This is a genomic window from Streptomyces virginiae (assembly GCF_041432505.1).
GTDB classification, from domain to species: Bacteria; Actinomycetota; Actinomycetes; order Streptomycetales; family Streptomycetaceae; genus Streptomyces; species Streptomyces virginiae_A.
Genome location: NZ_CP107871.1, coordinates 8,045,110 through 8,057,063 on the forward strand (window position 1 = coordinate 8,045,110; position 11,954 = coordinate 8,057,063).

At 72.7% G+C, this 11,954-nt stretch carries 10 protein-coding genes and 1 pseudogene; 4 read left to right on the forward strand and 7 right to left on the reverse strand.

What is annotated here, in order from left to right; translation table 11 throughout:
• Positions 1–41 precede the first annotated feature (41 nt).
• Genes OG624_RS37160 through OG624_RS37170 form a run of 3 tightly spaced genes read left to right on the forward strand, consistent with a single transcriptional unit; the run spans position 42 to position 3,621 of the window.
• Positions 42–1,562 (forward strand): MmgE/PrpD family protein, encoded by a 1,521-nt coding sequence (locus OG624_RS37160; protein ID WP_371640446.1) that lies wholly within the window; start codon positions 42–44, stop codon positions 1,560–1,562.
• A complete protein-coding gene (gene prpB / locus OG624_RS37165; RefSeq protein ID WP_371640447.1) occupies positions 1,562–2,467 on the forward strand; it encodes a methylisocitrate lyase in 906 nt (301 codons plus the stop codon). Before OG624_RS37160 ends, prpB begins: the two co-directional genes overlap by 1 nt.
• 23 nt (positions 2,468–2,490) lie before the next feature.
• A complete protein-coding gene (locus tag OG624_RS37170; RefSeq protein ID WP_371640448.1) occupies positions 2,491–3,621 on the forward strand; it encodes a bifunctional 2-methylcitrate synthase/citrate synthase in 1,131 nt (376 codons plus the stop codon).
• A 27-nt stretch (positions 3,622–3,648) separates the two neighbouring features.
• Here the strand turns inward: OG624_RS37170 and OG624_RS37175 are convergent, their stop codons facing one another.
• From OG624_RS37175 to OG624_RS37200, 6 genes are all read right to left on the reverse strand, one after another.
• Entirely contained in the window at positions 3,649–6,081 is a 2,433-nt protein-coding gene (locus OG624_RS37175; RefSeq protein WP_371589422.1) for a SpoIIE family protein phosphatase, read from the reverse strand.
• A gap of 90 nt (positions 6,082–6,171) precedes the next feature.
• Positions 6,172–7,272 carry a PP2C family protein-serine/threonine phosphatase gene (locus tag OG624_RS37180; RefSeq protein ID WP_349252275.1) on the reverse strand — a complete coding sequence of 367 codons (1,101 nt, stop codon included), beginning with the start codon at positions 7,270–7,272 and terminating at the stop codon, positions 6,172–6,174.
• Between the two features lie 180 nt (positions 7,273–7,452).
• Positions 7,453–8,250 carry a VOC family protein gene (locus OG624_RS37185; protein ID WP_033216149.1) on the reverse strand — a complete coding sequence of 266 codons (798 nt, stop codon included), beginning with the start codon at positions 8,248–8,250 and terminating at the stop codon, positions 7,453–7,455.
• Between the two features lie 113 nt (positions 8,251–8,363).
• Positions 8,364–9,557 carry a D-alanyl-D-alanine carboxypeptidase family protein gene (locus OG624_RS37190; protein WP_033216151.1) on the reverse strand — a complete coding sequence of 398 codons (1,194 nt, stop codon included), beginning with the start codon at positions 9,555–9,557 and terminating at the stop codon, positions 8,364–8,366.
• A gap of 84 nt (positions 9,558–9,641) precedes the next feature.
• Positions 9,642–10,478, reverse strand: coding sequence for an alpha/beta fold hydrolase (locus OG624_RS37195; protein ID WP_371640449.1), 837 nt, complete (start codon positions 10,476–10,478; stop codon positions 9,642–9,644).
• Positions 10,475–11,068 carry a TetR/AcrR family transcriptional regulator gene (locus tag OG624_RS37200; protein ID WP_033216155.1) on the reverse strand — a complete coding sequence of 198 codons (594 nt, stop codon included), beginning with the start codon at positions 11,066–11,068 and terminating at the stop codon, positions 10,475–10,477. The genes OG624_RS37195 and OG624_RS37200 overlap by 4 nt, the downstream gene beginning before the upstream one ends.
• A gap of 216 nt (positions 11,069–11,284) precedes the next feature.
• On the opposite strand from OG624_RS37200, the gene OG624_RS37205 reads away from it, so the two are divergent.
• Entirely contained in the window at positions 11,285–11,716 is a 432-nt protein-coding gene (locus tag OG624_RS37205) for a VOC family protein (RefSeq protein ID WP_033216156.1), read from the forward strand.
• Here the strand turns inward: OG624_RS37205 and OG624_RS37210 are convergent.
• Positions 11,709–11,894 (reverse strand): annotated as a pseudogene (locus OG624_RS37210) (hypothetical protein); the annotation flags it as partial. The gene OG624_RS37205 and the pseudogene OG624_RS37210 sit on opposite strands and share 8 nt — an antisense overlap.
• Positions 11,895–11,954: the final 60 nt, after the last annotated feature.

The following is an 11,954-nucleotide window of genomic DNA, read 5'->3' on the forward strand; positions in this document are numbered from 1 at the left end:
GTCCCCGGAACACACATCCGCCGCACGCCGCGAGGAGTCCCGTGATCGACCATCAGGTACGTGTCCGTCCCAGCGCCGACCGCCTGCCCCGCGAGGAGCAGCTCGCCTGGAAGCTGGCGGCCGTGGCCACCGGCACCCAGGAAGCACCGGACCTCGACCCCGGGGCCGCGGTGACGGCGGTCGACCGGATCATCGACAACGCCGCCGTCGCCGTCGCCGCCCTGCGCCGCCGCCCGGTCGCCGTCGCCCGCACCCAGGCGCTCGGCCACCCGGCCCCGTCCGGCGCGTCCGTCTTCGGTGTCGCCGCAGGGACCCGCGTGTCCCCGGAATGGGCGGCCTGGGCCAACGGCACGGCCGTGCGCGAGCTGGACTTCCACGACACCTACCTCGCCGCCGACTACTCCCACCCCGGGGACAACATCCCGCCCCTGCTGGCCGTGGCCCAGCACACCGGGCGCGGCGGCGCCGACCTGCTGCGGGGCATCATCGCCGCCTACGAGATCCACGTCGCCCTGGTGAAGGGCATCTGCCTGCACGCGCACCGCATCGACCACGTCGCACACCTCGGCGCCGCGACCGCGTGCGGCATCGGAGCGATGCTGCGGCTGGACACCGACGTGGTGTACCAGGCGGTGCAGCAGGCGGTGCACACCACCACCTCGACCCGGCAGTCACGCAAGGGCGAGATCTCCAGCTGGAAGGCGTTCGCGCCGGCCTTCGCCGGCAAGGCCGCCGTGGAAGCGGTGGACCGGGCCATGCGCGGCGAGGCATCCCCCTCGCCGATCTACGAGGGGGAGGACGGCTTCCTCGCCTGGATGCTGGACGGCCCGGACGCTTCGTACACCGTGTCGCTCCCCGGGCCCGGCGAACCGCGCCGCGCGATCCGCGACACCTACACCAAGGAGCACTCCGCCGAGTACCAGGCGCAGGCGATCATCGATCTCGCCCGCACGCTGCGCGAGAAGGCCGGCCCCCTGGCGAAGGTCCGCTCGATCGTCCTGCACACCAGCCACCACACCCACCACGTCATCGGCTCGGGCTCCGGCGACCCGCAGAAATACGATCCGGCCGCCGGCCGCGAGACCCTCGACCACTCGGTGCCCTACGTCTTCGCCGTCGCCCTGGAGGACGGCGGCTGGCACCACGAGCGCTCGTACGCCCCCGAGCGCGCCCGCCGGCCCGCCACGGTCGAGCTGTGGCGGAAGATCTCCACCGTCGAGGACCCCGAGTGGACCCGGCGCTACCACGACCCGGACCCGTCCCGCCGGGCCTTCGGCGGCCGCGCCGTGATCACCTTCGAGGACGGCACCGTCGTCGAGGACCAGCTCGCCGTCGCCGACGCGCACCCCGCCGGAGCCCGCCCGTTCGACCGGTCCGGCTACACCGCCAAGTTCCGCACACTGACCGAGGGGATCGTCACCCGCACGGCCCAGGACCACTTCCTGCGGGCCGCGGACCGGCTGGCGGTGCTGGACACCGCCGACCTGGCCGACCTCTTCCCGGCCGTCGACACGGACGCCGTCGCCAGCGCCGACGCCCGCCTCCCGAAGGGCCTGTTCTGATGCTCCACACCCGCACCACCCCCGCGTCCCGGCGCCGATCGCTGCGCGAACAGCTCGCGTCCGGGCGGCTGCTCAGGATGCCGGGCGCGATCAACCCGTACTCGGCCCGGCTCGTCCAGGAAGCCGGATTCGACGCCGTCTACCTCTCGGGGGCCGTGCTCGCCGCCGACCTGGGCCTGCCCGACATCGGCCTGACCACCTCCACCGAGATCGCCGCCCGCGCCCAGCAGTTCACCCGCGTCACCGACCTGCCCGCCCTCGTCGACGCCGACACCGGCTTCGGCGAACCGCTGAACGCCGCCCGTACCGTCCAGCTCATGGAGGACGCGGGCCTCGCCGGCCTCCATCTGGAGGACCAGGTCGCCCCGAAGCGGTGCGGCCACCTCGACGGCAAGAGCGTCGTACCGCGCGCGGAGATGCTCCGGCGGCTCCGCGCCGCCGTCGACGCCCGCCGCGACCCCGACTTCCTCCTCATGGCCCGCACGGACGCCCGCGCCGTCGAAGGCCTCGCCGCCGCGATCGACCGCGCCAAGGCGTACGTGGACGCGGGCGCCGACGCGGTCTTCCCCGAAGCCCTCGCGGACGAAGCCGAGTTCGAGGCGTTCCGCGAGGCGGTCGACGTCCCCCTCCTCGCCAACATGACGGAATTCGGCAAGAGCCGCCTGCTGGATGTGCGCACCCTGGAAAACCTCGGCTACAACATCGCCCTCTACCCCGTCACCCTCTTCCGCCTCGCCATGGGCGCCGTCGAGGACGGCCTGCGCACCCTCGCCGCCGAGGGAACCCAGGAGTCACTGCTGCCCCGCATGCACACCCGCTCCCGGCTCTACGAGGTGCTCGGCTACGCGGACTACGCCGCCTTCGACAGGGCCGTCGCCGACTTCACCCTCCCGCCCGGCAACTGACCGACCCGCACCGGAGGCCACCCATGACCGCCACCACGCCCGAGATCCACCGCGGTCTCACCGGCGTCGTCGTCGACACCACCGCCATCTCCACCGTCATCGAGGAGACCAACTCCCTCACCTACCGCGGCTACCCGGTCCAAGACCTGGCCGCCCGCCGCTCCTTCGAGGAGGTCGCCCACCTCCTCTGGTACGGCGAACTCCCGGACGCGGACCAACTGCGCGCGTTCCAGGCCCGCGAACGCGCCCTGCGCCCCCTGGACCGGACCACCGCCGAACTGCTCGCCCGACTGCCGCAGACCTGCCACCCGATGGACGTCCTGCGCACCGCCGTCAGTGTCTTCGGCTCGCAGGACCCCACCGAGGACGACGGCAGCACCGACGCCAACCGCACCAAATCCCTCGCACTGCTCGCGAAGCTGCCGGTCGTGGTCGCGGCGGACCACCGCCGACGGCGCGGGCTGCCCCCCGTCCAGCCCGACCCGTCGCTCGGATACGCCGAGAACTTCTTCCGGATGTGCTTCGGCGACGTGCCGGCCCCCGAGGTCGTCCGGTGCTTCGAGATCTCGCTCATCCTGTACGCGGAGCACAGCTTCAACGCCTCGACCTTCACCGCGAGGGTCGTCACCTCCACCCTCTCCGACCTCTACAGCGCGGTCACCGCGGCCATCGGCGCCCTCAAAGGCCCGCTCCACGGCGGCGCCAACGAGGCCGTCATGCACATGCTCGGCGAGATCGGCGACCCGGAGCGGGTGGGGGAGTGGCTGGACGAGGCGCTGGCCGCCCGCAGGAAGATCATGGGCTTCGGGCACCGCGTCTACCGCGACGGCGACTCCCGCGTACCGATTATGCAAGAGGCCACCGACCGCCTCGTCGCCCGAGCCGCCGACCCCGACACGACCCGGCTCGCCACCCTGCACGCCGCGCTCCGGCACGCCATGATCAGCCGCAAGGGCATCCACCCGAACCTCGACTACCCCGCCGGGCTGGCGTACCATCTGATGGGGTTCGACATCCCGGCCTTCACCCCGCTCTTCGTGATGAGCCGGATCACCGGCTGGACGGCCCACATCACCGAACAACTGGAGCACAACGCGCTGATCCGCCCCCTCGGCTCCTACACCGGCCCCGCCACCCGCCCCCTCCCGGGCTGACCGGCCCGGGGTGTCCGCGGCGGCGCCTCAGGCGTCGCGGCGCCAGGGGATCTCGGCCCACACCTGCTTGCCGCCACTGAGCGGCACCGAGCCCCAGGCCGCCGTCACTGCGTCGACGATGAGGAGCCCGCGGCCGCCGGTCGACTCCCAACTCACCCAGAGCGGCTTGACGGGGCTGCGCGGCGACGCGTCGTTCACCGCGATCCGCAGCCGGTCCTCCGACAGGGTCAGATCCATCCCCACCTCGCCCTGCGTGTGCGCGATGGCATTGGTGACCAGCTCGGACACGACCAGCAGGGCTTCGTCGAGCTGGTCCACCACTCCCCAGGACCGCAGGGTGCGCGCCGTGAACCGGCGCGCGTGCAGGACCGCGTCGGGCAGCCGCCACACCGTCCAGTGGCTCCGTCTCGGCCGGTCGCCCTGGCCGTCGTAGCGCAGCAGCAGCAACGCCACGTCGTCGTCGCGCCGCCCCACACCGGTGACCAACTCGTCGGCGACCGCTCCGACATCGACCGGGTCGGCCCCCGCGAGCGCGTCGCACACCCGTCGCATGCCCTCGTCCAGCGGGAGCCTCGCGGACTCGACCATGCCGTCCGTCAGCAGCACGAGCAGGGTGCCGGGGAGCAGCCCCGCCTCGGTCATGGGGAATTCGGCCTCGGCGAGCACCCCCAGGGGAGGCCCGCCCTCGACCGCCATCTCCTCGGCGACGCCGTCGGGGTGACGCAGGATCGGTGGCAGATGGCCGGCCCGGACGACCCGCGCGATGCCCTCCTCCATGTCCAGGTCCACGTACCCACAGGTGGCGAAGAGGTCGGTCTCCATCCCGACGAGCAGCCGGTTGGCCCGCGCGACCACCACATCGGGCGGGTGGCCCTCCACCGCGTAGGCCCTGACCGCCGTACGCATCTGGCCCATGATGGTGGCGGCTCCCGCGCTGTGCCCCTGGACGTCCCCGATGACGAAGGCCACATGGCCGTCGCGGAGCGGAATGACGTCGTACCAGTCCCCGCCCACCTCGAGTCCGGCGGTCGCGGGCAGGTAGCGGGCGACCGCGATCCCGCCGGGCAGCTCCGGGAGCTTACGGGGCAGCAGACTGCGCTGGAGCATGGTGGCGAGTTCGTGGCGCGCGTCCAGCGCGTGGGCACGTACCAGCGCCTGCCCGACCAGCCCCGCGGTCGCGGTCAGCAGCGAGCGTTCCTCCGGTCCGAACCGGTGCTCCGTGTCCCACCCGACCAGACACACCCCGACCATCCGACCGTCGGCGGGCAGCGGCAGCACCGCGAGACCACCGGGCCCGACGCCCAGCAGTCCGGGTTCCAGATCCGCCCCCGGCGGCCACAGGCTCAGATGCCCCCCGCGCAGGGCGCTCTGCAGGGTGGGCAGGTCGCTCAGCGCGACGTCGGGCCACTCCGACCGCCACTCCGAGCGCCAGGCCTCGGGCCAGGCGTCGGGCTCCGGCGGATCGAGGGCGGTGACGATGAGCCGATCCGGCTCCAGTTCGCCGACGGCGACCCGGGAGGTGCCCAGCGGCTCGCGCAGGGCGGCGACCACCAGCCGGCTGACCTCCCGGATGGTCGCCGCTCCCGCCAGGGTCGCCGACAGCCGCTGCACCAGGGAGACCTCGTCGGCGCTGGGGCGCAGATACGTGGCGTCGGCCACCACGCCCAGCACGCGCCGCGGGGTGCCTTCGGAGTCCACCTCCACGCGGCAACGCAGCCCCAGCCAGCGCAGCTCGCCGTTCGGCCGGCGGATCCGGAACGCCAGCTGCTGTCCGGACGCGGCCAGCCGGTTCGGCTCCACGATCGCCATGAGCGCGGGCATGTCGTCGGGAACGGCACAGGCGAGCACGGTCTCCACCTGCCCGTCGAACTGATCGGGAGGCAGCCCGAGCAGCTCCAGCACATGGGCGTGGGCCTCCATCCGGCCGGTGCTCAGTTCCAGGATGAAGGCGCCGCCCTGGTCGGGCACCAGCGACTGGCCCAGATGGGACTGCGGTGCCTTGCGGCCGGCGAAGCGGGCGGCGACCGATTCGAGTCCCGTGGCCACCTGGTCGGCGTACAGCTCCAGCAGGCTGCGGTCGTCGGCGCTGAAGCCGCCGTCCCCGGCCTGCCCGGCGACGACCAGGCACCCGAGCTCCATGTCGTCGTATCCCAGGGGCAGCGCGCCCAGCGAGACCCGGGTCGGCGAGTTGGGGGCACTGTTGCGCACCCGGGTGGGGAAGTGGTGGGGGTCCTCCTCGATGAACGTGGCGAGCTCCTTGGGCGTCAGCCACAGCGGGCGGCCGGAGCGGAAGGCGTTGGCGGCGGGCGAATGGCCGGCCACGGCGAGGATCGCCGGCAGCCCGTAGAGGACGCCCCGATTGCCGGTCAGCTCGGCCAGATGGAGTTCCCTGCCCTGGTCGGCGATCACGTAGACGGCGGCGAGCTCGGCCCCGCAGAAGGAGAAACGATGGCTGGTCACTGTGCGTATCACCTCCTGTCGAGGGCATCTCGCCGATCGGCCTCTCTCCATGCTGTCGCGTCCTGGACCGTCCGGGCGACTTCACGGGTCCTACGTCGGCCCTCCGGCCGGCCGTGGCTCCTCCTCTTCCTCCTGGTACCGGTCGACGAGGACGACCGCCACGTCGTCGGCCAGCCGGTTGTGGGTGTGGCGCAGCAATGCCTGGTGCAGGCCCGTCAAGAACGCCTCCCGGGTGTGATCGCGCAGGGTCACCATGGCCTCGGTCAGGTCGAAGAAGGCCTTGTCCTGGTCACGGGCCTCGATGACGCCGTCGGTGTACAACAGCAGCCGATCCCCGGGCACGAACGGATGGCGCTCCGCCCGCCGGGAAGGGCCGTCCAGGAATTCCTCGAGCCCGAGCGGCGGCAGGGGAGCGGTGGGCATCAGGGACCGGACGGCTCCGTCGTGCAGCAGCAGCGCGGGCGGATGGCCCCGGTTGATCATCTCGATGTGCCGGTCGTCGGCGATCTGGGCCACGAGCGCGGTCACGAACCCCTCCACGAGGGCCTCCGCCCCGCCGGCCGCGCCGGATACGGCGGCGTCCCGGTGCAGGGCCGCTCCGCACCGGTCGACGACCTTCACCAGGTCGGCCTCGTAGTGCACGGCCTCCCGGAAGGCGCCCAGCACGATCGCGGCGGCCCGGACCGCGGGCAGGCCCTTGCCCCGTACGTCCCCGACGATCATCCGGACCCCGTACCGGGTCTGGACCACGTCGTACAGGTCGCCACCGATCTGCGCGCCGGTCTCGGCCGCCAGGTACATGCTGGCCGCCCGTACGGAGTCCAGCCGGTCCGGCACCGGCCGCAGGATGACCTCCTGGGCGGCCGTGGCGATCCGGCGGACCTGGTTGAGCTCGTTCTCCGTGCGGGTGCGCGCGGAGCGGCTCGTCAGGAAACTCGCCACCGAGACCAGGAACAGGGCGAGGAAGTTCGTGTAGACCTGCTGGGTTCCCCAGGCGCCGTTGTAGCTGGCGGTGGTCACGCTGACACCGACGGCCACCCCCGCCGCCGCGAGGGTGCCCTTGGGGCCCATCGTCACGGCCGCCAGCGCGGGGGTCGCGACCAACAGGGGGCCGGTGTACAGGACGTGCAGGGGCGTGAACTCGACGAGGAGCACCAGCAGGGCGATCGCGAAGGGAACGCACTTCGCCAAGACGAAAAGGACCTGGTGGTGGCCGTCGGCTCGCGGTCCAGGAGGCGAGCGCAAGGGCGCTCTCATGACTACAGACTGCCCCGCCCGGACCCGAGGCCGCCACCGGGGTTCCCCGCTCGACGGGCCTGTGGCCCCGGCCACCGGGCCCGCTCGCGCAGTGCGACGGATCTCGCCCGGGGCTCAACCACGGACCGGTGTGAGGACCACGAAGTCGGCGTTCGCCGGGTCGAGGCAGACGGCGAGCCGGCCGACGCCTTCCGCGTCCTGCGGGCCCATCTGCACGCTCCCGCCGTGCTCGGTGACCGCGGCGACCGCGGCATCGCAGTCGGTGACGGCGAAGACCGGATGCCAGTACGGCCGCCCGTGCGCGAGGGCCAGGTGCTCCGCCGGGAGCTCCATGAGGCCACCGTGCATCCGCTCCTCGGGAAGTCCGGCGGGAGTGATGAGGGCGTACGTGCCCCCGCCGCCGGGCAGCGCCATGTCGCTGAACCGCCAGCCGAAGACGCCGCCGTAGAACTCCTTCGCGGCGGCGGCGTCCGTCGTGTACAGCTCGGTCCAGCACAGTGAGCCCGGCGCGTCCACCAGCTCGACGCCCTTGCTCCTTCCCGGCTGCCAGACGGCGAACTGTCCCCCCAGGGGGTCGCTGTACTGCGCCATCCGGCCCCACTCGTCGAGGTCCCGCGGGGCCACCCGAACGGTGCCGCCCGCGCGTTCCACCGCCTGGGTGGTGGCGTCCGCGTCGGTGACGCTGTGATAGATCATCCAGGCCGGGCGGGCGCCCTCCTCGGTGAGCTTGCCGAGCCCGGCGACGAACTTTCCGTCCTTCCGGAACATCCCGCCTTCCATGTCCTCGCCCTCGCCCATGGACTCGTAGTCCCAGCCGAGCACGGCGCCGTAGAAGGCCGCGGCCGCGCGGACGTCCGGGACACCGAGGTCCAGCCAGCAGGGGGAGCCGGGGACGAAGTCAGTGGTGATCATGGGATTGCCTTTCGCGGGTCCGGTACGGCCTCAGCCTGGCACCGGACCCTGCCCCTCGCGCGTCGACCGTGCGCGCGGCCACCAAGCTCGGCCGACGACCGGGACGCGCGCCGTCACGACCCGGTGCGACGCCTGCGCAGGACGGCCGTCCCGGCCAGGGCCGCCACCGCCGCGAGGAACGCGGCCGACAGGCCGTACAGCATCGGGGCACCCCCATGGAGCCGGTCCGGCGTGACGGCGCCGGCGGCGACGACGGGGGCGGCGGGCGGTGCCGCGGGCGGCGTCGCCGGGGGAGGAGCCAGCGATCCGACCGGGTCCACATGTCCGGCTGCGGCGAATCCCCAGTCCAGCAGGGACCGCGCCTCCTCGTACACGGCGTTCGCGCCGCCCCACTGCGGGTTCATCACCGTCGCCAGCAGGGTACGGCCGTCCCTACGGGCGGCCGCGATCAGCGTGAAACCCGCCTGGGAGGTGTAGCCGTTCTTGACACCGATGATCCCCGGATAGCGACCCAGCCCGTCCTGACCGGTCACCAGCCGGTTGGTGTTCTCGATCCCGTACGTCCAGGTGGGACTGCCGTCGGCGAGGGTGCCGCCGGGGAACTGGGCGTCGGCGGTCGCCGCGTACTCGGCGAAGGCGGGGTCGGCGAGGCCCGTACGGCCGAAGACGGCGAGGTCGAAGGCCGAGGAGGCCTGGCCCTCCGCGTCGAAACCGTCCGGGGAGACCACGGTGGTGTCCCGCGCACCCAGGGCGCGCGCCTTGGCCTGCATCTGCGCCGACGTGACGTTCCAGCCGCCGTTCATCGCGGCCAGCACGTGCACGGCGTCGTTGCCCGAGCTGAGGAAGACACCCCGCCACAGGTCGGCCACCCGGTAGGTGTGATCGGCGGAGAGACCGACCGTGCTGCTCCCGTCCGGTACCTCGTCCAGCTCGGCCTCGGTGACCGTGTGCCGGCCCGAGCCGGGCAGGTGGGGCAGTGCGGTGAGGGCGAAGAGTGTCTTGAGGGTGCTGGCCGGGGGCAGCCGGCGGTGCGCGTCGTGAGCCGCGAGCACCGCACCCGTACCCACGTCCGCCACCAGCCACGACAGTGCGGACACGTCGTCCGGTAGCGCGGGCGCCCCCTGCCGTGCCCGGACATGGGTCCCGGACCGGTGCAACAGTGACGCGTCGACGGACGAGGCGGGTCGGGGCGGCAGCGGCTCGGCGTGCGAGGTGCCCGCGGCCGTCGGCACGAGGAGGACCGACGCGCCGATGGCCAGAGCTGCCGCGCCCGCGCCGGTTCTGCGCCCGGAGGATCTGATGCTCATTCATCCAGCGTAGAAATGCATCGGGTCGCGCGCAGCGAGGCGTACGCCGACCGGCGGTAGCCCGGATGCGTGCGCAGGAGCGGGTCAGCCCCGGAAGGCCTTCCGGAGGAACTCACCGAACTCGGCGGGGTGCGTCGTCAGGCCGGTGTGTCCGCCCGGGAAGTGCCGCAGGTCCGCGCCGAGGCGCTCGGCCAGGAAAGCCGCCGGACGGTACGGCAGTTCGCCGCGGGAGTCCTGGCCGCAGGCGAGCACGAGCCGCTCCGACAAGGCCTCCAGCCGGTCGACGTCCGGGGCGTAGGACATGAAGGCGGGGACGATACGGCCGACGAAGTACGGCAGGTCGGCCATGGTCCGCTCGGCCCGCGCCGCCGCCCGGGGCGGGAGGGCGACCTGGGCCGGCGGCCCGGGGGTGTCCCCGGCCTTCCGCAGGCCGGCGGCGAACACGGTCATCGCCGGCATGAGCCCCTGGGTGCGGAGCGTCTCGCCCACACGGGCGAGGAGCGCCCGGTGCTCGAGGACGTCCGGCAGAACCTCCACCACCGGCGGCTCGTGCGCCACGACACGTTCGAGGCGTTCGGGACGGACGGTGAGCAGGTGCAGGGCGGCGATCGCGCCCGAGCTGGTGCCGAACACCCGGGCGGGCTCGCCGGGCGACAGCAGGTCCACGATCCGCAGCGCGTCGTCGGCGTGCTCGGCCACGGTCTGCTCGGCCTCCGGGTCGTCCAGCGGGCTCCGGGACAGGCCGCGCGGGTCGTAGGTCGCGACGGTGTACTCGGTGGCCAGGACGTCGGCGATGCCGTCGAAGGAGGCCGCGCCGCCCGACCCTCCGGGGATCAGCAGCAGGAGCGGGCCGTGGCCGCGTACCTCGTAGCGCAGGGTCGCGCCGTTCACGTGCAGGTGGCCGATGGTCGGCTCGGTCATGAGGAGTCTCCTTCTCGGGGCGGGGGCCAGTGCTCCAGGAGGGTGTGCAGGGCGTCGAGGGCGCGGAGCCAGGAGCGCTGCGGTGAACGCTCGTGCGCGAACCCGCCGGCCGCCTCCAGGGCGACGAACCCGTGGAAGGTGCTGCGCAACAGCCGGACCGCGTCGGTCAGATCGGGCTCGGTCAGCGCGTAGCCGCGCAGCATGCCGTAGGTCAGCTCGACCGCGCGGCGTGGCCCGGGTGCCTGTGCGGCGAGCTCGGGGTCGATCCGGATCCGGGTCTGGGTCGCCGTGTAGCGGCCCGGATGCGCGTGGGCGTACTCCCGCCAGGCGTCGGCGAACGCGACCAGCGCGTCCTTGCCCGATCGGCCGGCCGTCGCCTCCGCGATGCGCAGGGTCTTCTCGTCCGCCGCCAGCAGTGCGATCCGTCCGCGCAGATCCTCCAGATTGCGCACGTGGGCGTAGAGGCTCGCATCCTTCACGCCGAGCCGCCGGGCCACCTGCGACATGGTCACCCGATCGAGCCCGACCTCGTCCGCCAGCTCGGCGCCCGCGAGCGTCACCCGCTCCGCCGTCAGTCCCGCGCGTGCCATACGCCCTCCGTTCCTAGGGGTCCTAGTTTTAACCTAGGACCCCTAGGAAAGCAAAGGGTGGCTGGTCCCCGAACCCGCAGGTGCAGCCGGTGATCGCCGCGTGCGCTGCGCCGCAGACGCTGAAGCCGACGGTGGCGGGTGGCGGGTGCCTTCTCCTGACATCGTGCAGACTTCCCGACCTGGGGAGATGAGCAGGGCCCCTGTTATCGTGCGCCGATGTCAACGATCAAGCAGTTCCAAGTGACCTTCGACTGCGCGGAGCCTGCACGCCTCGCCGCCTTCTGGTGTGAGGTGCTGGGGTACGTCGTGCCGGCGGTCCCGGAGGGCTTTGCCTCGTGGGAGGAGTTCCACCGCTCGCTGCCGCCCGAGGACGAGATCTACTTCGCGTGCACCGATCCCTCGGGTGTGGGCTCGCGCTTGCTCTTTCAGCGAGTTCCCGAAGGCAAGGTCGTCAAGAACCGGGTTCATCTCGATGTGCGGGCCGGCGCCGGGCTCGTTGGCGAGGAGCGCCTGGCCACACTTGAGGCCGAATGCGCACGGCTGATGGCGCTCGGCGGGAAGCACGTGTTGACGCAGCGCGCCGATGGCGTCAACGAGTCGTGCATCACGATGCAGGACATCGAGGGCAACGAGTTCTGCCTCACCTGATTCCCGCATGTGGCGGGAGCCATCCCGTGCGAGCGAGGTCGTGCAGGCGGGCGACGCCGCGCATCGCGTGGCGCGCACCGTCGCCTCTCAAGCGGCAGTCGCGCAGGATCTCCCAGGTCTTGATAGGGGCGAAGGCAGGCTCGACGCGGGCGCGAACCCGTTTGTGACTCTTGTTGTGGGCAGGGACAGGCCGGGAGCGGTCCGGCGAGGGCAGGATCGCGTTGGTCTCCGGCGCGCC